Raw genomic sequence first — 23,750 nt, 5'->3', positions numbered from 1 at the left:
TTGCTACCCGACGGCTGAAAGCGAGGTGCCGCACGCCCGATACACTGCTGAACAGCACAGGCCGTGGCCCACGAAAGAAAACGAGCGAGCGATGCAGTTCACCTTGGCACAGATCACCGGCTTCATCGCGGTGGCCGAAAACCTTCACTTCGGACGCGCCGCTGAAGAGCTGAATATGACCCAGCCACCGTTGAGCCGGCAGATCCAGAAGCTGGAGAAATCGATCGGTGTCCACCTCTTCGAACGCAACAATCGCACCGTCACACTTACGCCGGCAGGTGAGGCCTTCCTCGCTGAGGCATACGGTCTGCTCGCCTCCGTCGAGCGTGCCCCGCGGCGAGCACAGAAGATCGCCGAGGGCTCCTGGGGTCAGATCACCATCGGGTGCACTGCGGTCTCGACGTTCGGCGTCCTCGGCAGTCTGGTCTCGACCCTGGCAGAACAGCTGCCGGGCATAAGCGTCGAGATCGCCGAGATGGTTACGGCAGAACAGATCAAGGCCTTGTCTGAGGGCAAGATCGACATCGGCCTGGGGCGAGTGGGCCGCATTCCCGAAACCATCGACGCGACCCTGGTCCTGTCTGAGCAGCTCGTACTGGCAGTCCCTTCGGACCATGCGTTCGCCGCACGTGACTCTGTGGACACAAAGGAGATCTCCGGTCAGCGACTGCTCATGCACGATGCCACGAGGGCTCGATACTTCTACGATCTCACCGTTCGCTACATCGATGTCGAAGCCAATGAGGTGGCTCATTCGCTGAGCCAGATCCTGACCATCGTCAATCTCGTCGCTGCTGGTCGCGGCATCGCCGTCGTCTCGGAATCAGCTGCTCGCCTCGGCGTCGACGGTGTCACATATGTGCCGCTCCACGACGCTCCACGCGATGTCGTCGAACTTCATGCGATCTGGAATCCGGAGTCCCGCAACCCGGCACTCAAGGAAGTCCTCGCATTGATTCGCAGAGAATGAAGATAATACCTTCTGGGCATCAATGCATATATAAATAATCTTGGACAGGAATTATTCCTCGTTCTTACAGTGGGATCACTATCCCGACTAACAAGGACGTCATTCCGTGGCCAATTACCAACCTCAAGAACTCGCCGACCATCTCAAGGACGGACTCCTCTCCTTCCCCGCGACAGCATTCAACGCAGACCTGTCCCTCGACGCCGACGCCTATTCCGACCACATCGCCTGGCAGTCGAGCTTCGACGTCGCAGGACTCTTCGCCGCTGGCGGAACCGGCGAGGGATTCAGCCTCACTCCCCCGGAAGCGAAACAGGTCGTGGGCTTGGCAGTTTCAAACTCACGTGCTGAAGTGCCGGTCCTTGCTTCGGCAGGGGGCGCCACTGCACACGCCGTGCAGAATGCGATCGACGCCGAGGAAGCCGGAGCAGAGGGCCTTCTGGCCCTTCCTCCCTACCTCACTGAATGCAGCCAAGACGGCCTCTTCGAGCACGTATCCGCCATCTGCAAAGCAACCAAGATCGGCGTCATCGTCTACAACCGGGCAAATGCGATCTACTCGCCCGAGACCGTTGAACGCCTCGCCGACACCCATGAGAATTTCATCGGCTTCAAGGACGCCCTCGGCAACATCGAGCAGCTGACGAAGGTCTACGCCCGCACCGGCGACCGCCTCTTCTACCTCGGCGGACTTCCGACCGCCGAAGTCTATGCACTGCCATTGCTGCAGCTCGGAATGAGCACCTACTCATCCGCCATGTTCAACTTCGCACCCGAATTCGCCCTCGACTTCTACGATGCGGTGCGCAAACAGGACCGCGCCGCCGTGACAGAGAAGCTCAACTCCTTCGTCCTGCCCTACTCGAAGATCCGCGAACGAGTGGCCGGCTACGGCGTCTCCATCGTCAAGGGCGGCCTCAAAGTCATCGGCCGCGACTGCGGGCCGGTCCGGCCACCCTTGCAGAACCTCACCGAGGCAGACCTGCAGGATCTCGAACAAGTTATGTCCGCTGCCGGCATCCGACTCGACCGCACCGCGTCCGCGGTCGCCTGAACGTTCAGTCCGCCACGAATCCGCGGCTGAGACAGCCACACCCACAGATCGGCGCCGATCGGCTTGAGCCGGTCGGCGCCGACATCGCTATCAGGAATAGAGGTCACTTATGACGACGCAGTTCACTACCGCGACGACCGACTCGGACGTCGACACATCACTTTCCGGCACATCAATTGTGGCCGGCACGAAGACGCCAGGACAGGGGGAGACCAGCCGTGCAATCAATCCGGCGACAGGTGAGACCTTAGATCCCGAATACACGCTGCTCACCGAGGAGCAGGTATCCGCAGCCATCGCCGAGGCCCACGATGCGTTCCCTTCGTACCGCGGCACTTCGCCGGAGATCCGCGCAACCTTTCTCGAGAGAATCGCAGCCAATATCGAGTCTGACGCGCGGCGCATCGTCGACCGGGCCGTTCTGGAGACCGGACTTCCTGCGGGGCGCCTGAATGGCGAGATCACCAGAACCTCCAACCAGCTGCGCCTGTTCGCATCTGTCGTTCGGCTCGGTGACGCCCACGGCGTGCGCATTGATCCCGCGCTCCCGGACCGCGCACCGCTGCCGCGCCCCGATATTCGTCAGCGCAAGGTTCCTCTGGGCCCCGTCGCTGTCTTCGGCGCGAGCAACTTTCCCCTTGCTTTCTCAACCGCAGGCGGTGACACCGCTTCCGCACTTGCTGCCGGATGCCCGGTCATCGTCAAGGCCCATAATGCCCACCCCGGGACCAACGAACTGGTCGGTGCCGCCATCACTCGTGCCGTTCGCGACAGCGGGCTTCACCCGGGCGTCTTTTCACTCGTCTATGGGGCTGGCTCCGAGGTCGGGCAGCAGTTAGCCACGGACCGGCGGATCACGGCCGTAGGATTCACCGGTTCCAGGGCTGCCGGACTGGCATTGTCGGCCGCCACCGCGGCTCGACCCACACCGATCCCTGTCTATGCCGAGATGAGTTCAATCAATCCCGTGTTCGTCCTGCCAGGCGCCATTGCCGATGACGTCGCCGAGGTGGCCCAAGGCTTCTTCGGAGCAGTGACCGGTTCCTCCGGTCAGTTGTGCACCTCCCCTGGAATTCTCTTCGTTCCCAACGGCGACCGTGGAGATGCGCTGACGGCTCGCATTGCTGAGGAATTCAACGCGGCGAAGGGTCAAACGATGCTCACTCCCTCCATAGCCGCAGCCTGGCAGAGTGGAGTCGACCAGCTTTCAGCACAGCCGGGCGTCTCATCTCTGGCTCAGGGGGCGGATGGGGAGACGCTCAACGCGCCCGGGCCCCGCGTGTTCACGACCTCGATCCAGGACTTCGCGTCGAACAAGGAACTGCAGAATGAGATCTTCGGGTCCGCTGCCCTCGTCGTGCGCTATCACTCGACTGATGAGCTGGAGCATGTCGTAGCAGAGCTCGAAGGACAGCTGACTGCGACACTGCAGATGGGTGAACAGGACACCGAGGTGGCCGACGCGCTTGTGCGCGCGCTGGAACTCACCGTCGGACGGATCATCGTCAACGGTTGGCCGACAGGAGTCGATGTCGGCCATGCGATGATCCATGGTGGACCGTTTCCAGCGACGTCAGCTCCGCAGACCACCTCGGTGGGTGCAACTGCGATCGACAGGTTCCTCCGCCCGGTCGCCTACCAGAACGTCCCGCAGGCCATTCTTCATCCGGTCCTCCAGGACGCCAATCCTTGGGCGGTGGCCCGGGTGCTCGATGGTCGATACTCTGCAGCACAGCGTGGCGATGCCTCGGCCGCTACCGACGCAGCTGTCTCGGCGAAATCCTTCGCAGACGGCGTGCGCCACCGTCTCAATGAACTCGGATTCGACCTTCCCGAAGCCAATCCCGCCAGCTACAGCTACGAGACGGTGACCGTCGCCGGCCAGTTGGCCTTCGTGTCCGGGCAGATTGCCAAACAAGGCGGAGAAGTACCGGTCCAGGGAGTCGTCGGTGAGGATCTGAGCATAGAGGACGGAATTGCGGCAGCTCAGCTGTGCGTGGTGAATCTCATTGCCCAGCTGGAGACGAACCTCGGCCTCGACAATGTCGAGGGCATCGCCAAACTCAACGTCTATGTGGCCAGTCCGACAGACTTCAGTAAGCACCCCGTCGTCGCTGAAGGGGCCTCCAAACTCCTTGTCGATGCTCTGGGAGACGCAGGCCGTCATGCACGCACTGCTCTGGGAGTCCCGCGTCTCCCTGCGAACTCACCGGTTGAGATCGAAGCCGTCGTCAAGCTCAAGAGTCCAGGTGAACTCCGCCCCAGCTGATCAGCTGCCAAGCTGACAGCACAAACGCAGAGCGGTCCGGTCGATTCAACGACCGGACCGCTTTCAATTCCCTGCTGACCATAAGGTAACTGCATCTCACTCTTCTGCTGGTTTCAATCTACGCAACGGGGCGGACACTCCCTTGTGGGAATGTCCGCCCCGTTCAACCTGCAAGGAGTTGAGCGTCCTGCGTGAGACACATCGAAGTGGAGAGGTCCCGCCTCAGCGCTTGGAGAGAATATAGGTACGGTCCGACCCGATGAACCAGAGGTCCTCAGTGCCGATCGCCACATTGCCGTACCGCCACGGGATCTCCGCGGCGCCGAAGGAACCGACCTCCAAGACGTGCTTGTAGCCGGGACGCAACTCGTTGGCGAATGACTCCTGCTTGCCCATGAGGTGCCCGACATTGCGCTTCCGGTATTCCGTGTTGAAATCCACGTCTGCACCTAGCATGCCGATCTCGATCATCCTGTCGAGGTGGGGCGCCAAGTAGTCCAATGTCCCCTGATGGACATCCTCGCACACGACTCCGGGACGCAACTGGCCGATGATTCCCTCACGGACCACGTCGAAGAAGAACTCATAGGCCTCTTTGGCACTATCGGTACGCGGAAGCGACCGTGCCATATCGGAGGTCGCCACAGTGATCCCGTCAAAGGTGATCCGCACACCGGCGTCGAGTTGGATGCACTTCGTGTCATCGTTGATCGGGAAATCGACGGGAGGTCCGGGAAACAGCATTCTGTTCGAGGAGTGCAAGTTGGTGAAGTACGGTTCGATCGCAAAAGGAATCACGTTGTCCGTGCGAAATTCGACGATCTTGTCCACATAGCGCGCGTAGATGTCGAGCTCGGTGAACTCAAGCCCCGCCGCCAACGACTCCTCCGCCCATTTCAGAGCCTCTTCGATGGCGAAGACGCTGCACCTGGCAGCAACGATCTGGAACCCGAGGTCTTCGTGGTCACGAATATCGCGCCAGTGACCGAGAGCGGTCGACAACTCATTGAGGACGGCGCCTTCGGCTTCGAGTTCGAGTGCCAGACCGGTTGCGATCCACTCCTCCTCAACGCCGATCTGATTGCCATGAGCCAGTGCCACAGCTGCCGCACCAAGTCCGGCGAAGCGGCCGATCGGAGTGCCGGACACACCGTGCGCGGTCTCCGGGGCGAGAACGTAGAGTTTCTCGTCCTGCGTTGACCAAACCGCCAGTTGATCTTCGCTCTGCTGAGTTCCGACGACCTCGCTGAAGTTCGGCGGAGCGGCGATGATGACGGCGTCGAGACCGCGGTCCTTCGCCATCGACTGCAGCGCCGAATAGCGTGTGTCGGTCTGCGACTGGATCTCCTTGTCCAGTCCGTCAAGATGTTCGACGTCGTCGATGAGCCGCGTCGCAGTCTCCGCTCCGAGCTCACGCCAGCGAGAGAAGCGCTCAAGAACCGCTGCGGTGTCGATCTCATAGGCGACCACCGGAGTCGTCGGCTGCTTGTCGGCGACGACATCGAGGCTCTCCGACAACGTCGAGTAGTGCTTCATGACAACACCGGAGTCGAGACCGACCTGATCCCCTTCTGCGAGCTCCTCAACCAATGTCGAGAGTGATGCTGAGGCTGGTGTATCGGCAACAATTCGGGGATCGATCGTCACCCACGGCGCATAGAATCTCATCCGCTCCTTCGGTACCCCGGCGGACAGGGCGTTTCCCTGCTCCTGCTGGCGAACAAGCAGCACTTCACCGTCAGTCGTGTCGGCGATGATCGGTGCAACCAGAGGGCTCGAATCAAGGCGAATCGCAGAGAACAGAAGGCTCTTCTGGGCATCTAGTCCGAACGAATCTGCCAGACGCGTCTTGTCGGTTGTCAGTTTGATCATTGCGTTTCCAACTCCATATCTTCCTTGAGACGTGTTCGCCTCGTGCGGTGTGCCTTGGGCCGAAGGATCCCTGCCGGCCATCCCTGGCATGTGTTCGTCGGGCCGGAGGGGCGGACCGCTCAGCTGATTCCGGCGGTGACGCCGATGTGGGATTCGATCTCCGCCACGTAGCTGGCGAAGTTCTCTGAGAATTTGTGCTCTTTCGCGCGGGGACGTTCGATGTCCACCTTGACGTCAGCGACGATCCGTCCCGGACGATCACCGACAACGACGACTCGATCTGCCAGCCATACAGCTTCAGAGATGCTGTGGGTGACGAAGAGGACACTGCAGCCCGTGCGGCGCCAGATCCTCTGGATTTCGAAGTTCATCGAATCACGCGTCATCGCGTCGAGTGCGCCGAATGGCTCATCCATGAGGAGAATTTCCGGACGTGAAACCAACGCGCGGCAGATGGCGACGCGTTGCTGCATCCCACCGCTGAGCTCGTAGGAGTACCGGGTCGCTTTCTCTCCAAGTCCGACCATGTGCAGCAGCTCCATGGCGTGGTCCTTGGATTCCGATGTGACGGCGTCACGAAATTCCAAGGGCAGGAGGACATTGTCGAGATTATTCCGCCAGGGCAGGAGGACCGGGCTCTGGAACACCATTCCGATGTCCTTGAGTGCGGCGCTGATCTCACGTCCGCGGATGAGGATTTCGCCTTCAGAGGCTTCCTGCAGACCCGAGATCGTGTTGAGCAGAGTGGTCTTTCCGCTGCCGGACTGGCCGACGATCGAGACGAACTCCCCCGGGTTGACATGGAAGTCGAGTCCCTTGAGGACGACGTTCTCCTGCCCGTCTCGCGAGGTGTAGGTCTTGCCGACGTTGTTGACTGAGATCGCATAGTCAGTGGTCATGGTCGTACTCCATTCACTTTGTGGGTGCCGCAACGTCTTCGTCATGGCGAATCGGGTCGATGTAGTCGTTCGTATAGATGTCATCGACGGTGAGGTCGGTCGAATTCTCGAGACCGAGGAAGTCAGTGGCCACGCTCAGCATCTGCCCAACTCCATCGTCGGTCATCACACCGAACTGGTCGTCTGCCTTTCCGGTGGCCCAGTTCAACTCGCATTGCGACTTGAGCGCATAGGTCACGGTCTCCGGTTCGTACCCTTGAACTTCCTTCGTGAACTCCTCTGCAGTCTGATCCGGGTGGTCGCAGGCCCAGAGAAAGCCCTTCTGCATCGCGCGGTTGAAGCGCTCAATACGCTCGGGATCATTCTTCAGGGCCTCATCCGAGACCACGATGCCATTGCCGTAGAGGTCGATGCCGACGTCAGACCATTTGAGGATGTTCGCCTTCTCACCGAGCGCCATCAGCGCCGGCTCGTCGGAGACGTAGAGCGCGAGGTTCGCATCCCAGCGGTCGGCCAGCAGACCTGGAATCTTCGATTCGCCGGTGGCGTGGACGACGTTGACGTCATCCTGTTTAAGGCCACTGCGTTCGAGCGCGAGCGGCCACATAGCCGTCATGGCACCGGCACCCTCAGTCGCCACCGTCTTGCCCTTCATGTCCTCCCAGGTTTTGATACCCGAACTCTCGAGTGCGATAGTCGCGTACGCTGATCGGGCCTGAAGCAGATTCACCTGCTTAACGTGAGCTCCTTTGCCCTGGCTGAGGATGGTCGCGCCGAAATCGGCCCATCCGGCGTCGACTCTCCCGGTTTCGACGGAAGTCACGGTGTTCGTTGAGCCGGAACCCGGCATCAGCGAGACGTCGAATCCTTCCTCTTCAAAGAACCCCTCGGCCTCAGCTGCGAAGAACGGTGCGTGCTTCGGCAGATAGGCGACGTCGACCATGAGGTTGAAGTCATCGAGTCCGTCCTTTGGCGTGCATCCTGTCAGAGTGACGACAGACAGCAGGAGCGGCGCAACTAGCAGTTTCTTCAAGATGTGCATGGTTCCGCCTCTCACTTCGTGTAGTTCTTCCACGGCAGCAGCTTCTTCGAGATGAGGTCGATGATGAAGAAGAGAAGCAATGCGATCGCCGCAAGCACGATGAATGCTGCGAACATCGAGGGGAGGTCGACCTGAGAGTTCGCGAGAAGAATGACGTATCCGAGTCCCTTGGACCCGGCGATGAACTCACCGACCACGGCCCCGCCGACAGCCAGCGAGATCGAGATCTTAGCTCCCGTGAAGATCGAAGGAAGCGCATAGATGAAATCGATCTTCATCATCTTCTTCAGCTTCGAGGCACGGTTGATGCGTGCAAGGTCCTGCAGCTCGTGCGGCACAGAGTTGAGCCCGTCGAATGTGTTGATGACGAGCGGGAAGAATGCGATGGCCATTGCCACGAAAGCCTTCGACTCGAAGCCGAAGCCGAACCAGACGATGAACAGCGGCGCCAGAGCGACCTTCGGAATCGTGTCGATGGCGATGAGCGCCGGATAGAGGAAGGGACGAAGGAAGGAAGCGTAATAGAGGAGTGCTCCACACAGAACGCCCAATGCTGTGCCGAGCGCAAAGCCTGCGAGACCTTCCTGCAGGGTAGTGAGAGCGTTGACCGCGAAGTATCCCGGGTTCGTGAACAATTCTTCGAACGCCGAAATCGGACCGACAAGCAGATACTTCGGGAAGTCGAAGATGAAGACTGCTAGCTCCCAGATCGCGAACAATCCGACGAGCCCGACAACAGCTTTGATTCCCGCTGTGAATGACTCAGGTTTGAGCCTAGATGCAGTCGGCGGAGCTGCCGGCGCAGGGCCGGGCTCCACAGGTCGAACTGCATCGGTATCGATGCGTGGTGCTGTTGTCATCGGCGATCCCTCCATTGGGTTCTGGTCCATGAGCAGGTGTGCATTGCATTTGTGACGTGGAACAACTGTGATGCGTTCCAGTATTCGCGACTCAACGATGCCTGTCCAAGATTGTTTTCGCATGTTTCGATACCCTGAAGGAATTGCATCGATGAGTTTGTGCAGGCAGGAAAAACTCGAGAGTTGAATTGAGAAACGCCAGGATACTCGGACTTCCCAAGAACATCCTGGCGCACCATGGCAACGTCGCGCGCAACGCGGATCCCCGAACTACCTGACGGCGGCCCAGCAACCTCGCGCTGTGAGTATTGACAGTGGCTGGTCTGGGACTGGCTGGCAGAGTAGGTGTTGGCCTCTCCGTCCAGTGATCGTGACTCCACCTCGCGCTGACTCACACCGTGGTGTCTTGCCCTCGATTTGTCCGATCACATGGATGGTGCGGCCGGCACCAGCTCGGCCCACATCGGTAACTTGATCAGAAGGCTGTCCACCCCCGAAAATCCGGGGGTGTGACTCATCACAGTGTTGTTCCGAAGTGATCTCTAACCCGGACCGGTACCGGCCGCAAGCGGCCACGCAACCCATCGGTCAAACAGGGAGCTTCGAACCGCTATGTCTATTGTCGCGCACTTATACAGTTTCTTCATCGGTGTTGATACACACGCCAGAAACCACGTGTATTCCATCGTCACCAACACCGGAATTCTCGTCGAAACCCGTTCCTTCCCCACCACGTCAGCAGGAATCAAACGAGCCCTCACCTGGGCCGGCAGGCGCACCAGCGGTGACCTCGACACCCTCTGGGTCGTTGAAGGTGCGGCCTCGTACGGTGCGGTGCTGACCGGACACATCGCCGCAGCCGGGTACCCGGTAGTCGAAGCCGGGCGTATGGATGCCAAAGCCCGCCACGGTGTCGGTAAGAGCGACGAGCTTGATTCCCGCCGGATCGCGGCATCTGTATTGCCTCTCGACGCCGATCAACTGCGGTGGCCGCGTCACGGTGAAGGTGTCCGGCAGGCGCTGCGTGTCCTGCTGTCAGCCCGGGACGCGATGAGTACGGAACGGACTCGTGCGATCAACTCTCTGACCGCGCTGGTGCGCACCATCGATCTTGGCATCGATGCCCGCAAGTCATTGAACAGTGACCAGGTCGACGAGATCGCGAAATGGCGAACCCGCAACGAAGACGTCGACTTGTCCACCGCCCGGGAAGAAGCGATCCGTCTGGCCAAACGCGTCCTCGCTTTGAACGATGATCTGCAGACCAACCATGACAGGCTCACCGAGCTTGTTGAAGCCAGTCCGGCCGCACCCTTGCTGGATGAGCCCGGGATCGGCCCATTCAGCGCCGCTGTGTGCTTCACCGCGTGGTCCCACCCGGGGCGGGTGCGGAACGAGGCCGCGTTCGCAGCTCTGGCGGGAGTGAACCCGATACCTGCGTCGTCGGGCAACACGCGCCGGCACCGGTTGAACCGGGGCGGGGATCGGCAGTTGAACCGGGCCCTACACACGGTGATCATGAACCGGATGGTCCATGACGAACGGACCAGGAACTACGTGGCCCGCCACTACGGTGAAGAACCGACGAAGAAATCCAAGAGGGAGATCAAGCGCAACCTCAAACGATATCTAGCGCGCCGGGTCTACAAGATCCTCAACGCGCTAGATACCGTTCCTCAACCCGCTTGACAAGACATAGAAGGATCGAGGTTGCTGAGCCGCCGTCAGGTAGTAATTGGAGAAACTAGGAGCGGGCGGTGGATAGGTCCTCGCGGAAGGCTCGGCCTGCGGCGCCCAAGTCGCCGCATGAGGTGATGAAGCGGAAGCCCTGTTCCCGACGCAACCGAGCCTCCTCGCCGTCGCCGCAGTGGATTCCCGGAACCACCCCGGCGGCATCGGCGGCCGTGCGGATCCGCACGAGCGCCTCGGCGTGGGCCTCGTTGTGCTGCCCCGGCAGCGCGCCGACAGCGAACGCGAGATCGGACGGACCGACGTACACCCCGTCGATTCCCGGCACGGCGCAGATGTCCTCGACCGCGGCCAGACCCTCCTCGTTCTCGATCATGACGAACAGCAGCGGCCGCTCATCCCGAGTGTCCTGCACGGCGCCGTGCATGATCTCGGCTGTCGGTCCCCACGAACGATCCCCGCCCCGCGAGGGATAGTCGAGCGCGGCCACCGCGGCCTGTGCTTCGTCGACCGAGGATACGAGCGGGACGATGATCGCCTCGACTCCGGCGTCGGCGAGCGCCCCGATCTCGGTGAATCGGTTCGCCGCGACCCGCGCCGTTACGAGTGCGTCGCCGCTGGCGCGCACAGCGTCGGACAGTCGCAGCACGTCGGTGGGCCGCACCAGCCCGTGCTGCAGGTCGAGGCAGACATAGTCGAATCCGGCCGCCGACCCGGCCTTCGCCAGCTCCGGACTCGTCGACATCATCCACAGTCCGTTGTAGATCTCCCCCGCGCGCAGGCGGGCCCGATGGTTCTCAATCGCAGCAGTCATGACTGCATCGAATCACGGAATCCCACCGCCCACCAGGGGTGCCCGATATCCGGATGAACCCCGCCGAGGCGGCCCACCCTCGCGTATAGATCATCGATCACTTCGCCGAGGCGGCCCTGAACGTCCGTACCAATGATCGACCCGTACGAAACGTCGCCCCGCCTCGGCGAGGGATTTCACTCGGTAGGGCTGTCCTCGAGGAGGGGCCCGATGACTCGGTGGCGGGAGATGACGAAGGGGGCGCTGTGTCCGACTTCGATGAGTTCGAGGTCGAGGCGGCGCGGCAGGAGCGAGCGCCCCTTGCCGAGGATCACCGGCGCGGTCCAGGTGATGATCTCGTCGAGGAGTCCCTCGTCGGCGAACTGTCCGGCGAGGTCGCCGCCGCCCATCACCCACAGGTCATGGTCGCCCGTGGCGGTGCACATTTCGAAGTAGTGGTCGGAGACCGAGCTCTTCGCGAACCGGATGTCGGGTGTCATCCCGTCCTTCCCGGCTTCGGGCAGGCCGAGCTTCCGGTGGGTCATCACCCACGCGGGAACCTCATAGGGCCACGGCCCGTCGAGATTGCGCAGCACCCATTCGTACGTCGTCGAGCCCATGACGATCGCTCCGACTCCGTCGATGAACCCGTCGTCCGGCGGTTCTTCGGTCTGGCGCAGCAGCCATTCGAGCGAGTCATTCGGGTCGGCGATGAACCCGTCGAGCGTGGTCGCGGTGTAGTAGACGGTACGTGCCACAGGCAGTCTCCTCCTTGATGCGTCTCCCTTTCATCCTATTGGTCCGATGCTCTCTCACAGCAGTTCGGCGTCGATTCCATCCGTTGACAGAACCGACGCCGATCGATGCGACGACATCCTGCCGCCCCTATATCTCCTGAGTCCGCAACGCCTCGGCGATGTACTCGGCCTGCCGGATCGCGAGCGCCACGATCGTGAGTGTCGGATTCGCGGCGGCGCCGGTGGTGAAGACCGATCCGTCGGAGATGAAGAGGTTCTTCACGTCGTGGGTGCGGCCCCATTTGTCGACGACGCCGTCTTCGGGACGTTCGCTCATCCGCGCGGTGCCGAGGTTGTGCGTCGACGGATAGGGCGGAGTGTGGTGGGAGGTCTGCGCTCCGACCGCCTCGTAGACTCTCTGACCTGCGGCGTAGGCGTGTTCGCGCATCGCCAGGTCATTGGCGTGATCGTCATAGTGGACGTTCGGCACGGGCAGACCGTTCGTATCCTTGACCGTCGTATTCAGCGTCACCCGGTTGCTCTCCTGCGGCATGTCCTCACCGACAATCCACATTCCCGCGGTGTTGAGATACCGGTCGAGCAGCGCCGCGAAGTCCGGTCCCCACCCGCCGGGCTCGACGAAGGAGGCCATGAATGCCGGGCCCAGCGAGATCGTCTCCATGTAGTAGCCGCCGGAGAACCCGCGGTCGGGATCATGGATCGACTCGTCGGCGATGACTCCGGCCATCGTCTCCCCGCGATACATCCGCACCGGCTTGTCGAAATGACCCCACACGGTGCCGGTCAGGTGGCGCATATAGTTCCGGCCCACATGACCCGACGAGTTCGCCAACCCATCGGGGAAGGACGGTGTGCCGGAGAGGAGGAGCAGCCTCGGCGTCTCGATCGAGTTGCCGGCCACGCACACGATCTTCGCGGCCTGGCGGTGGAGGTTGCCGTCCTTGTCGAGGTAGAGCACGGCATCGGCCCGGCCGTCGGCATTGTGGGTGATCTGCACGGCCTGGGACTCGGGTCGCAGATCGAGCAGCCCCGTGTCCGCGGCCCGCGGCAGCTCTCTGACCAGGGTCGACCATTTGGATTTGTTCTTATCGCCTTGGAAGTTGAAGCCGTCCTGGATGGAGGCAGGGCGACCGTCGTATTCTTCGGCGTTCGTGGCGTACGGACCGGTGGCGTAGAACTTGTAGCCGACCTCTTTCGCCCCTCCGGCGAAGACCTTGTAGTTGTTGTTCGCCGGCAGCGGCTTCCGGCCGTGGACGTGGGTCGAACCCATCGCCTTCTCGGCCCGGTCGTAGTACGGGGCCATCTCCTCAAGCGTGATCGGCCAGTCGAGGAGGTTGGCGCCGTCGATGCGGCCGTAGACGCTGCGGGCCTTGAACTCATGAGCCTTGAATCGCGGGGTCGCTCCCGACCAGTGGGTCGTCGTGCCGCCCACAGCTTTGACGATCCAGGCCGGCAGGTTCGGGAAATCGCGGGCGATCCGCCACGATCCGGTCGTCGTCCTGGGATCGAGCCAGGCCATCTGGTTGAAGGCTTCCCATTCGTTGTTGACGTAGTCCTCGTTGTGCAGATACGGCCCGGCTTCGAGCACGACGACGGGAATGCCCTTCGCGGTGAGCTCGTAGGCCAGGGTTCCCCCGCCGGCGCCGGAGCCGACGATGACGACGGCCTCTTCGTCCGGGTCGATGCTGAATCCGGTCACGCTGTGTCCAGCCTCGGCGCTGGCACCGCGTCCTATATTCTCAGCGGTCATCACTTCTTCACCTCACCCATCTCGACGCTCTGCGGCGCCGGCTGATTGGTCGAATCGTCACCGGCAGCGCTGCCGCTGCGGACACCCATAACCCCGTCGCCGAGCTCGGGCAGCGGCTCATCCTCGGGGTAGACGATCCGCGGTTCGGGCAGCCAGTCGAGATCATCGAAGCCGCGGTTGATGTAGCCGCCCTTGTCGAACGACGGCCCTTCGTAGCCGAGCGTCTCCCACACCTCGACATCGTCATAGAGGTTGAGCACGGCGGTGCGGCGGACGAAGCCGAAGAACTCGGTGGATTCGACCCGTCGCAGCACCTTGAGCGCGGAGTCATCATCGAGTCCGCAGAAATCACCGTCGGAGAGCTGATCCAACGACAGCAGCCCTTGGATGAGGGCCACCCGGAACCACGTCTCCTCATCGGCGGCGATGAGGATCTTCTCCGCGGTGCGCAAATACGGTCCGTCGGGGAAATCTGCGTGCGGGAATGCCACGCGCAGCACTCGGATGAGGGTCTGCTTCGCCTCGTCCGTCATCTCCATCGCATTCAGCGATGGGTATTTTGCAGGGAATGCCATCGGATGCTCCTTTGCTCCACTCGGCAGGCGGCATCGACGCACGCCCGCCACTGTCCTGACATGAGCAACCTATGTGACCCGCGACACCATGGACTATCCTCATTCTCATCACATGAAAAAGTCGATCGCCGAGGCGATCGCACAGTCAGGAGACCGTGTGTCCAACAGTGCCGTGATCCAACGAACCTTCTCCGTCCTGGAGGCCGTCGCCGCTTCGGGCTGTGCCGCCGCGAAGACCGTGGCCACCCGCCTCGAGATCCCGCTGCCCACCGTCTACCGGCTCCTCAACGAGCTCGCCGATTCCGGGTATCTCGTCTACCTCAAGGACACCAAGCGCTTCGAGCTCGGTCCCAAATGCTTCGAACTCGGACTGTCGTTCCAGCAGCGCCTCGTCGCTCCGCATCCGATCCGGCAGATCACCGATCAGCTCCACCGGTCGCTGGGCACTGCCGCCTACTTCGCGATCTACCGCGGCTCGGACATCATCCTCACCTACTGCTCCGACTGCGAGAAGCATCCGCGGCTGCGGCCTCTGCGCTTCGGTTTCCACGAGGCGGCGCACGCCACCGCTTTCGGCAAGATCCTCCTGGCCGGAATGCCCGAACCGCAGCGCACCGACTACCTCGAGGCGCGCGGAATGCAGGTGCTCACCCCGCAGACGATGATCAGTCGGGAGGCCCTCGACCCCCACCTCGCCGAGGTGGCCACCCGCGGAATCGCCTGGGAGCACGAGGAGTTCCTGCCCCGTCAGACCTGCGCGGCCGTGCCGGTGCGCAACGGCACGGGAATGCAGGTCGGGGCGATGGCGATCAGCACCCCCTCGTCGAAGATGGCGGGTCGCGCGAAGCTGGTCGAGTCGACCCTGCGCGAGCATGCGGGACTGGCGTCGAGCTACCTGCGCGGCGGGTCGGTCACCGTCCCCGTCGCCGAACACGCCTGAGCCCCGAACTCCCGATGGAGACAGCACTCGCGACAGCGACCACCCGCCCCACAACCGGCCACGTTTGACCCCCCAGCTTTATCGCCACATGAGAAGAACCATGTCCTCCGGCTGCCGACTCTGCTGAGAATGATCGTGCTCGCTCATAGTTGAGAACTCAAGGAGGAGAAATGGGCACGAACAACAGCGTCGCAGTGGTGACGGGATCCGCACGGGGAATCGGCCAGGGCATCGCGCAGAGGCTCGGAGCCGATGGCCATCATGTCATCGTGGCTGACCTGCCAAGCATGCAGGACGGGGTGGCGGAGACCGTCACAACGATCGAAAGCGCAGGCGGGAGGGCCACCGTCGCTGAGGTCGACGTCACGGACGAGGATTCGCTGAGCCGCCTCGTCGAGGTCGCCGTGGAAGCGGGAGGAAAACTCGACGTCTTCGTCGCCAACGCCGGAATCGCGCAGGTCGAACCCCTCATCGATTATTCGAAGGCCGATTTCGAGAAGATCGTCGACGTCAATCTCACCGGGGTGTTCCTGTCGTATCAGGCCGCGGCGAAGCAGATGATCGAGCAGGGCAACGGCGGCAAGATCATCGGCGCCGCCTCGATCGTCGCGTTCCGCCCCTTCGCCCTCCTGTCGCCGTATTCGGCGACGAAATGGGCGGTGCGCGGGCTCACCCAGGGCGCGGCAATGGAGTGGGCCAAGCACGGCATCACCGTCAACGCCTACGGGCCCGGCATCGTCGGCACCGCGATGTGGGATCTCATCGATGAGAAGCTCGCCGCCGAGGAGGGACTGGCCAAGGGTGAGGCGATCAAGAAATATGCTGGTGACATCCTCATGGGCCGGGTGTCCGTGCCCGAGGACGTCGCGAACCTCGTGTCGTTCCTCGCCAGCGAGGACTCCGATTACATCACCGGGCAGACCATGCTCGTCGACGGCGGAATGCAGTTCTCGTAACGTTGTCGCTGATAGCAGAAACCGACACCGCCACACCCACATCTCCACCCGAGAGAACAAACACAGAGAGAAGGAAAAAGCCATGATCTTCATCGTCGTGAAGTTCCCCGTCAAGCCCGAAATGGCCGACCAGTGGCCCGAACTCACCCGCGAATTCACCGAGGCGACCCGTGCCGAACCGGGCAACAAATGGTTCGACTGGTCGCGCAGCCTCGATGACCCGAACGAGTATGTCCTCGTCGAAGCCTTCGACGACGATGCCGCCGAAGCGCACGTGAAGTCCGACCACTTCCAGGCCGCGACCGCCGAAGGCGGGCCGATGCACTCCGCGCTGGCAGCGACCCCGAAGATCATCTCCCGTCAGATCGACGGTGACGATTGGGATGCGATGGGCGAGCTGCAGATCGGCTGAACCCCCACCGAGGCACCCGTCCCCGATCGGGGCGACCTCATTCGCCGAGGATGTCGCGCGGGTCCGCTGATGCGTTCAGCGGGCCCGCGCCACGTTCCCGGCACCGGCCAGCTCTCCCGCGTGGTGAAACTGCAATAGCTCGGCCCCTGCACTAAGCCGCTGCAGGTTCACCAAGCTGAAGGCTCACCTCTGCGGCAGGCACGCCTTCTGGCTGTCGACCCATTCGTCGAGCACGTTTGCGCGGTCATCGAATTTTGCGGTCGGGAACGCCAGACCTTTCGTCGGCACGCTGGCGCCGAGTTCGACGAGCAGCGGACGCAGGGTCGTCTCCACCGCGAGCGTGTGCGCCGGGGACCCGATCGTGAAGACCGGGATCGCGGTCAGCCCGTGCAGACCGCCAGCGTCGTACCGGTCGAGGAAGGCTTTGAGCAGTCCGGTGTAGCTGGCCTTATAGGTCGGCGTGGCGATGACGGCGTAGTCGGCGGTGGCCAGACGTTCGGTGAGTGTGTTGAGGCGGTCGGACTTCCATTCGAAGATCTCGTCGGTCACCTCGGCGAGTTCGATGGTTTCGTCGATCTCGGATCCGGTCACCTCGGCGATCTTGGCGGCGAGGTCTTCGGCCACTTGGCGGGTTCGCGAATTCGAGCTCGGGTTGCCGACGACGACGGCGATGCGTGTGGTCATAAGGGGTCCTCTCCCAACAGTTGAGCCGATGAAGGACGGACATTCGCCGCCTTCCATGACAGTCACCCTAACCATGCAGACCAGAGTCCTATTTCGCCACAGTCACAGGGAGTCACAGACGCGTTTCACCGTCACATAGCCACATCGAAGCCCAATTGATCAGATATTAACTAGCCTCAGAGCCAGCTTTAGCTCTAGAAGATTCCTATTGACGTATAAACATCATAGGTTTAAGCTCGATTCTGCCATCAGGAGTTTCCACTCGATCGCCTCGAGTCGCTCCATGGCCGGTGCGCGCAGAGCCGCGCTGCACCGCACATCGCAATGAGAACGGGCTGAAATGAGCACCACCTCTGAGAACCACGATGCGCACCCGGCGGCGCGCATCAGCGGAGCCGTCGACAACCTCCTCGGCTCTGTCGGCAATGACCGTGCAGAATCCCTCGTTGCCGCGAGTGCCACCGAAATAGACCGCTCGTTCACACCACCGTCACCGCCTCACTGGCTCAATCCACCAGGCACTTCAGTCGATTCCTCAGATGTTCACTGGCACAACACCGTCGACGAGTCCCCGAGAACCGGAATCTTCCGCACATACACAGAGTCCACGGTCACTGGCGCACCTGTACTGACAGATGAACTGTCCGGGTTGAGAATCACCCACAAAGACAATATCGGCATCCGCAACTATCCGATCACTGCTGGCAGCCCGGCCTTGTCGGACACGCGAGCAGAGACCACCTCCCCCATACTCCGCTCACTCGAAACGGCAGGAGGAGCGATCATCGGGGCCAACCATATGGCGGAATTCGCGCTGAGTCCCACCGGCCACAACCAATGGTTCGGAGACGGCGTCAATCCCCTCAGCGCTTCCCACCTGTCCGGGGGTTCGTCGAGTGGCTCGGCAATCTCCGTCGCCACCGGCGCCTGCGATCTCTCTCTGGGTACGGACACCGGAGGATCCGTACGGCTTCCAGCTGCCTATTGCGGCCTCGTCGGATACAAACCCACCAATGGCCTCTTCTCCCATTCCGGTCTCATCCCGCTTTCCGGGACTCTTGACACCATCGGTCTGCTGGCCTCCGACACCACGATTGCGCAGCAGGCCTTCGAGGTTCTCGTCTCCGACCCCTCGGTCGTCTATATCGAAGCTCGCAGCCGGCTCGAAACCTGCAATGCCTCAGAGTTCTCCGGCTTCACACACCTGTCCCGGTCTGCCGTCGACAGAGACTGCGAGGACGAGGTCGCCTCCGCATTCGCTAGTGCACTCGACGTCGTCGAGGAGATCGGACTGAGCAATACCAGTGGATTCGGACGTCTGGACGGAAAGGGAGTCGACATCGACGATGCCGAGCTCAACAGAAGGTCCGTCACAGTTGTCAGCGTCGAGGCCGCACGAAACGTCGGCAGCATCCTCGGATGGAACTGGGACCTCCTCGGCGACCAGGTCCTCTCACGCGTGATCCGTGGAACTGCGATTCCCGCGATCGGCTACGCAGATGCTCTCGCCTGCCGTTCGGCCCTGACCTCCGAGTTTCTCGCCACGGCTATGGGAGGTTCGCGGTTCCTCCTCACACCGACGAGCCCGATCCTCGCGCCACAGATGTCGACGTCCAACGCGACAGGTTCCCGTGCTCGCAGCGACTACATGCGAGCCAGCAGGTACACACGCACCATCAACTATCTCGGACTGCCTGCGATCACTGTCCCGCTGCCAACTGCAGGAGGAGGCCTCTCGCCTGCACTTCAGCTCATCGGCCGCCCTTACGACGACCGGGCGCTGCTCGCAGTCGCGGCGACTATTGCAGAGACCTGCAGACAACCACAGAAATGACTGCCCAGAGAATCACCACTATTTCGGTATGAATCCGATGAAAGGCGCGACAAGGATGTCCGTTGACACCACTGCAGAACAAATAGAAATCGGGGCGCGCATGGATGCGCTCACCCCCAACACAGAACACAAGAAGCTCTTCGCCTACATCGGGGCTGGGGCCATGATTGATGCTTACGACATCTATGTCGCGGCCGGTGTCTCGGCGGCACTGGTCTCGACAGGCTTCGCCGGGGTCCACGAGATCGCAGTCTTCATGTCCATGACGTTCTTCGGCATGCTGCTCGGAGCGGCAACTGCCGGCTTCGTCGGGGACAAATTCGGACGACGGATGAGCTATCAGATCAATCTGGCCATCTTCGCCGTCGCTGGGTTCGCCGCCGCACTGGCTCCGAACTTCGAATTCCTCGTCGGCACCCGATTCGTTATGGGTATCGGACTCGGGGCCGAACTCGTCCTCGCCGCTGCCATCCTCGGCGAGTTCATTCCCCCACGTAGTCGCGGGAGGTGGACAGCAGCCCTCGGCATCCTCGTGAATTCGGGTCTGCTCTTCGCCTCGGCGATCGGCGCATTGGTGATCTCGAACTTCGGATGGCGCTGGATGTTCGTCATCGGGGCCGTTCTGGCGGTCATCGTCTGGTTGGCACGCCGGAGGTGCCCGGAATCGCCCCGCTGGCTTGTGGTCAGGGGACGACTGAGCGAGGCTCAGGCGATCGTCGAACGGTTCGAAGCGAAATCGGCGACGACCTTGGAGACCAATCCGCCTGCACCGACCACTGCCACCAACGCCGACGAATCGCCGACAACCTCCAAACGCCCGTTCTGGCAGCTTGCCGTACTCGGAACCGTCCTTGCCGTCGGAGTCAACATGTTCGTCTACGGCTTCATCTCCTGGATGCCGACGTTCTTCGTCGAACAGGGCATCGACGTCTCCCACTCCCTGGCCTATACGACGGCGATGGCTCTCGGCGCACCTGGTGGAGGCCTCGTCTGCCTGCTGCTCATCAATAAGCTCAACCGACGTACGGCAATCGTCGTGTTCTCGATCATCGTCATACCACTCGGCCTGGCCTATGCGGCCGCGCAGTCGATCCTCATGATCGTCGTCATCGGCATTCTGCTCGTTACTGCGATCTACACCCTGGTGACGTTTGTCCTCTACTCCTACATGCCCGAGCTCTATCCGACCCGCTTCCGTCTGCGCGGAACCGGCATTTCATACACCTTCGCTCGCGGCGCGTCGATCGTCGTGCCGTTCGTCATGTCGGGACTGTTCGTGGCATTCGGGATCTTCGGCCCCATCGGCTTCGTCTGCGCCATGGCCGTGTGCATGATCGCCGTCGTCGTTGCGATACCCATCGAAACCCGCGGACGCAGCCTCGAAGAGATCTCCTGATCTCGCCTTGCCCGATGAGACAGCACTCCCCTGACTTTTCAGCCACTGCCCACTAAGAAAGTAGAAACATGACAATCCACGACGCCACCATCGGCCGGTTCTTCGAGGACTACACCGTCGGTGACATCTATCAGCACCCTTTCGGACGCACCATCACCGAGGCGGACAACGTCTGGCTGACCAACCTGACCCTCAATACGAACCAGAACCACTTCAACGAACACTTCGCTTCGCAGAATCCGATCACTGGCGGCAAGGTCATCGTCAACTCCGGTCTCACTGTGGCCATGGTGCTCGGCCTGAGCGTGTTCGACATGAGTCAGAACGCTATCTCGAACCTCGCCTTCACGGACATCAACTTCCGCCACCCCGTCTATGTCGGCGACACGCTCTACGCGGAAAGCGCGTGCACCGAGGCTCGTCGGTCGAAGTCCCGTGACTACGCAGGCATCATCTCGATGACGACTCGCGGCCTCAACCAGGACGGCGTCACCGTGGTCAGCTGGAAGCGCTCGGTCATGATCGCCACGAGAGACAGCGGAATCGGCCAAGGGCATTTCCCCGAGACTGCTGACTCGGTCAGCGACTACAGCTGAGCACCATGATGAACACGCCTTTCCCGCAGCCGCGGACTCCGCATCAAGACAACACAACGAACTCAAGAGGAGACAGGATGCAGCCCCTTGAAGACATCCGAATCATCGCTGTCGAACAGTACGGTGCGGGCCCCTGGGGATCCATGCAACTCGCCGATCTGGGCGCCGATGTCATCAAGATCGAAGACCCGAGCACCGGCGGCGATATCGGACGTTATGTTCCGCCGTTTCGCGAGGGAACCGATTCGCTTTTCTACGAGTCCTTCAACCGAAACAAGCGCAGCATCGCGCTGAGCCTGAGTGATGCAGCCGATCGTGAGATCTTCGACCGCCTCGTTGCCGGTGCCGACGTCGTCTATTCGAATCTCCGCGGCGATGTTCCGGCCAAGCTCGGCATCACCTACGCCGACCTCCAGGACATCAATCCCCAGATCGTGTGCTGCAACCTGTCCGGTTACGGCGGAGGTTCGGCGGCGAAGCGGCCGGGCTACGACTACATGCTGCAATCCGCGGCCGGATGGATGGACATCACGGGCGAGCCCGACGGACCACCCACGAAATCAGGCTTGTCTCTCGTCGACTTCAGCGGCGGACTCGTCGCCGCAATCTCGATGCTCGCGGCGGTCCATGCCGCCCGTCGAGACGGAGTGGGCACCGACTGCGACCTCAGCCTCTTCGACACGGCGGTGTCGATGCTCACCTACGTGGGCAACTGGCATCTCAACGAGGGATTCGAACCGCAGCGGACCCCCAAGTCCTCACATCCGTCGCTCGTCCCGTTCCAGGCGTTCGAGACCAGCGACGGTTGGATGACCGTCGGCTGCGCCAAAGAGAAGTTCTATCTCCGCCTCGCCGAGGTGGTCGGAGACGAAAGGCTGAACGACGACAGGTTCTCGAGCTTCGACAAGCGGATCGAACACCGAGGAGAACTTCTCGACATCCTCGACGAGGCTTTCCTCCAGCGCCCCGCCGATGAGTGGGTCGAGCTGTTGGAAACAGCCGGAGTCCCTGTGGCCAAGGTCAAGAGCGTGGCAGAGGCGCTGCAGGATCCGCTGATCGCCGAACGCGGCCTGGTCTTCGACACCGAACACCATCGGTGGGGAACGATCCGCAATATTGCGACGGCCCCGCGAGTCGGACCTCCGCTGACGAGCAATCGAGCAGCTCCGACGATCGATGAACACCGCGCCGAACTCCTGAAAGAGATCGGCACCACTTTGAACAGCAAAGGAGCCTGAGACCATGTTCGAACTCAGCGAAGAGCAGAACGATTTCAAGACATCGCTGCGGACTTTCGTCGACAAGGAGATCGTCCCCGTCGCCCGAGAGATGGAAGCAGCGGGTGAATACCCGGCCGAAATCATCGACAAGCTCAAAGAAATGGGGCTGTTCGGACTGACCATCCCCGAGGAGCACGACGGTCTGGGCATCGATCCCGTTTCTTTCGGAATCGTCTTCGAGGAGCTTGCCCGTGGCTGGATGGGCATCGCTGGAGTCCTCGGCAGCCACACGATGGCGGCGAAGATGATCGCCGAACACGGCACAGACGAGCAGAAGTCGAAGCACCTCTCTGCTCTCGCTTCGGGAAAGCGGCGTACGGCCCTCGCTCTGACCGAGCCCGATGCCGGAACCGATCTGCAGGGCATCAAGACGACGGCGAAGAAGATCGGTGAAAAGTACGTCATCAACGGGGCCAAGATGTGGATCACGAACGCAAGGCATGCCGATCCGCTGCCGGTTCTCGTGAAGACAGATACCTCGACAACGCCAGCGCACAAGGGCATGAGCATCCTTTTGGTCAGTGCGGACACACCCGGCTTCGAAGTCACCAAGGACATCCCGAAGCTCGGCTACAAGGGCCCCGAGAGTTGTGAGATCGTCTTCGACAACTGCGAAGTGAGCGCCGACGCTCTGCTCGGCGGAGTCGAGGGCCGAGGTATGCAGCAGGTGCTCTCTGCACTGCAATGGGGACGAGTGAATATTGCAGGCCGTTCCGTCGGCATCGCGCAGAGGGCGCTCGAAGAATCAGTCGCCTACGCCCAGGAACGCGAATCCTTCGGTCAGCCCATCTCCCAGTTCCAAGCGATCCAGCTGCGGGTCGGCCGGATGGCAACACGGGTGCAGGCGGCGCGTCAGCTGATGTACTGGTCGGCTCAGTCGCTGCTCAAAGGTCGGGCAGACGGAGAGACCGGTATGGCAAAGGTCTTCTGTTCAGAAGTCGCCCTCGAATCCGCAATCGAAGCCATGTCCATCCACGGCGGCTACGGCTACTCGAAGGAGTATGAGATCGAACGGCTGTATCGCGACGCCCCGCTGATGAGCATCGGCGAAGGCACGAATGACATCCTCAATACCGTGATCGCCAAGTCGATCTTCTCCGGCCGTACCGCGATCTGATTTC

The 23,750-nt window shown here is 61.7% G+C and carries 21 protein-coding genes; 12 read left to right on the top strand and 9 right to left on the bottom strand.

Going from position 1 to position 23,750, the window contains the following annotated elements; genetic code table 11:
- Window positions 1-91 precede the first annotated feature (91 nt).
- The 3 genes from ACOZ9V_RS01330 to ACOZ9V_RS01320 all read left to right on the top strand — a co-directional run bounded on the left by ACOZ9V_RS01330 (window position 92) and on the right by ACOZ9V_RS01320 (window position 4,293).
- Window positions 92-970, top strand: coding sequence for a LysR family transcriptional regulator (locus tag ACOZ9V_RS01330; RefSeq protein ID WP_181271049.1), 879 nt, complete (start codon window positions 92-94; stop codon window positions 968-970).
- A gap of 106 nt (window positions 971-1,076) precedes the next feature.
- Window positions 1,077-2,024, top strand: coding sequence for a 5-dehydro-4-deoxyglucarate dehydratase (gene kdgD / locus ACOZ9V_RS01325; protein WP_181271050.1), 948 nt, complete (start codon window positions 1,077-1,079; stop codon window positions 2,022-2,024).
- Window positions 2,025-2,133: 109 nt separating this feature from the next.
- Window positions 2,134-4,293, top strand: coding sequence for an aldehyde dehydrogenase family protein (locus ACOZ9V_RS01320; RefSeq protein ID WP_181271051.1), 2,160 nt, complete (start codon window positions 2,134-2,136; stop codon window positions 4,291-4,293).
- A gap of 222 nt (window positions 4,294-4,515) precedes the next feature.
- Here the strand turns inward: ACOZ9V_RS01320 and ACOZ9V_RS01315 are convergent, their stop codons facing one another.
- The 4 genes from ACOZ9V_RS01315 to ACOZ9V_RS01300 all read right to left on the bottom strand — a co-directional run bounded on the left by ACOZ9V_RS01315 (window position 4,516) and on the right by ACOZ9V_RS01300 (window position 8,966).
- The gene (locus ACOZ9V_RS01315) at window positions 4,516-6,165 is read right to left on the bottom strand and encodes a M24 family metallopeptidase (protein WP_181271052.1); all 1,650 of its coding nucleotides are present in this window, start codon (window positions 6,163-6,165) and stop codon (window positions 4,516-4,518) included.
- Window positions 6,166-6,284: 119 nt separating this feature from the next.
- Window positions 6,285-7,064 carry an ABC transporter ATP-binding protein gene (locus ACOZ9V_RS01310; RefSeq protein ID WP_139467842.1) on the bottom strand — a complete coding sequence of 260 codons (780 nt, stop codon included), beginning with the start codon at window positions 7,062-7,064 and terminating at the stop codon, window positions 6,285-6,287.
- A 13-nt stretch (window positions 7,065-7,077) separates the two neighbouring features.
- The gene (locus tag ACOZ9V_RS01305) at window positions 7,078-8,106 is read right to left on the bottom strand and encodes an ABC transporter substrate-binding protein (protein ID WP_181271053.1); all 1,029 of its coding nucleotides are present in this window, start codon (window positions 8,104-8,106) and stop codon (window positions 7,078-7,080) included.
- Window positions 8,107-8,117: 11 nt separating this feature from the next.
- A complete protein-coding gene (locus ACOZ9V_RS01300) occupies window positions 8,118-8,966 on the bottom strand; it encodes an ABC transporter permease (RefSeq protein ID WP_181271054.1) in 849 nt (282 codons plus the stop codon).
- 612 nt (window positions 8,967-9,578) lie between these two features.
- Here ACOZ9V_RS01300 and ACOZ9V_RS01295 point away from each other — a divergent pair.
- Window positions 9,579-10,655 (top strand): IS110 family transposase, encoded by a 1,077-nt coding sequence (locus ACOZ9V_RS01295; RefSeq protein WP_434589899.1) that lies wholly within the window; start codon window positions 9,579-9,581, stop codon window positions 10,653-10,655.
- Between the two features lie 55 nt (window positions 10,656-10,710).
- On the opposite strand, the gene ACOZ9V_RS01290 is transcribed toward ACOZ9V_RS01295, so the two are convergent.
- The 4 genes from ACOZ9V_RS01290 to ACOZ9V_RS01275 form a co-directional block, all read right to left on the bottom strand.
- Window positions 10,711-11,469, bottom strand: a complete 759-nt coding sequence (locus ACOZ9V_RS01290; protein ID WP_181271055.1) for an HpcH/HpaI aldolase family protein — start codon at window positions 11,467-11,469, stop codon at window positions 10,711-10,713.
- A gap of 176 nt (window positions 11,470-11,645) precedes the next feature.
- Complete coding sequence (locus tag ACOZ9V_RS01285) at window positions 11,646-12,206, bottom strand: dihydrofolate reductase family protein (protein ID WP_434592944.1); 561 nt, start codon at window positions 12,204-12,206, stop codon at window positions 11,646-11,648.
- Between the two features lie 127 nt (window positions 12,207-12,333).
- Window positions 12,334-13,956, bottom strand: coding sequence for a GMC family oxidoreductase (locus ACOZ9V_RS01280; protein ID WP_181271057.1), 1,623 nt, complete (start codon window positions 13,954-13,956; stop codon window positions 12,334-12,336).
- Window positions 13,956-14,531, bottom strand: a complete 576-nt coding sequence (locus ACOZ9V_RS01275; protein WP_181271058.1) for a hypothetical protein — start codon at window positions 14,529-14,531, stop codon at window positions 13,956-13,958. The genes ACOZ9V_RS01280 and ACOZ9V_RS01275 overlap by 1 nt, the downstream gene beginning before the upstream one ends.
- Before the next feature lie 112 nt (window positions 14,532-14,643).
- Here ACOZ9V_RS01275 and ACOZ9V_RS01270 point away from each other — a divergent pair, with 112 nt between their 5' ends.
- The 3 genes from ACOZ9V_RS01270 to ACOZ9V_RS01260 all read left to right on the top strand — a co-directional run bounded on the left by ACOZ9V_RS01270 (window position 14,644) and on the right by ACOZ9V_RS01260 (window position 16,839).
- Window positions 14,644-15,471: an IclR family transcriptional regulator gene (locus ACOZ9V_RS01270; protein ID WP_172172749.1), complete on the top strand. Its 828-nt coding sequence runs from the start codon at window positions 14,644-14,646 to the stop codon at window positions 15,469-15,471.
- 170 nt (window positions 15,472-15,641) lie between these two features.
- Window positions 15,642-16,427 carry an acetoin reductase gene (locus ACOZ9V_RS01265; RefSeq protein WP_181271059.1) on the top strand — a complete coding sequence of 262 codons (786 nt, stop codon included), beginning with the start codon at window positions 15,642-15,644 and terminating at the stop codon, window positions 16,425-16,427.
- Between the two features lie 82 nt (window positions 16,428-16,509).
- Window positions 16,510-16,839, top strand: a complete 330-nt coding sequence (locus ACOZ9V_RS01260) for a putative quinol monooxygenase (protein ID WP_139467834.1) — start codon at window positions 16,510-16,512, stop codon at window positions 16,837-16,839.
- A 183-nt stretch (window positions 16,840-17,022) separates the two neighbouring features.
- On the opposite strand, the gene ACOZ9V_RS01255 is transcribed toward ACOZ9V_RS01260, so the two are convergent.
- Entirely contained in the window at window positions 17,023-17,523 is a 501-nt protein-coding gene (locus ACOZ9V_RS01255; protein ID WP_181271060.1) for an NADPH-dependent FMN reductase, read from the bottom strand.
- Between the two features lie 340 nt (window positions 17,524-17,863).
- Here ACOZ9V_RS01255 and ACOZ9V_RS01250 point away from each other — a divergent pair, with 340 nt between their 5' ends.
- The 5 genes from ACOZ9V_RS01250 to ACOZ9V_RS01230 all read left to right on the top strand — a co-directional run bounded on the left by ACOZ9V_RS01250 (window position 17,864) and on the right by ACOZ9V_RS01230 (window position 23,746).
- A complete protein-coding gene (locus ACOZ9V_RS01250) occupies window positions 17,864-19,357 on the top strand; it encodes an amidase (protein ID WP_434592938.1) in 1,494 nt (497 codons plus the stop codon).
- Between the two features lie 55 nt (window positions 19,358-19,412).
- On the top strand, window positions 19,413-20,753 hold the full coding sequence (locus tag ACOZ9V_RS01245) for an MFS transporter (RefSeq protein WP_180345554.1): 1,341 nt from the start codon (window positions 19,413-19,415) through the stop codon (window positions 20,751-20,753).
- 68 nt (window positions 20,754-20,821) lie between these two features.
- Window positions 20,822-21,349 carry a MaoC family dehydratase gene (locus ACOZ9V_RS01240; RefSeq protein ID WP_139467830.1) on the top strand — a complete coding sequence of 176 codons (528 nt, stop codon included), beginning with the start codon at window positions 20,822-20,824 and terminating at the stop codon, window positions 21,347-21,349.
- Window positions 21,350-21,426: 77 nt separating this feature from the next.
- Complete coding sequence (locus ACOZ9V_RS01235) at window positions 21,427-22,587, top strand: CaiB/BaiF CoA transferase family protein (RefSeq protein ID WP_139467829.1); 1,161 nt, start codon at window positions 21,427-21,429, stop codon at window positions 22,585-22,587.
- Window positions 22,588-22,591: 4 nt separating this feature from the next.
- The gene (locus ACOZ9V_RS01230) at window positions 22,592-23,746 is read left to right on the top strand and encodes an acyl-CoA dehydrogenase family protein (protein ID WP_139467828.1); all 1,155 of its coding nucleotides are present in this window, start codon (window positions 22,592-22,594) and stop codon (window positions 23,744-23,746) included.
- Window positions 23,747-23,750: the final 4 nt, after the last annotated feature.

Origin of the sequence: Brevibacterium sp. 1718, from assembly GCF_051131255.1 — a bacterium.
In the GTDB taxonomy this organism is placed as follows: domain Bacteria; phylum Actinomycetota; class Actinomycetes; order Actinomycetales; family Brevibacteriaceae; genus Brevibacterium; species Brevibacterium sediminis.
Note: the sequence above shows the minus strand (reverse complement) of the source record. Positions and strands in the feature narration are given on the sequence as shown.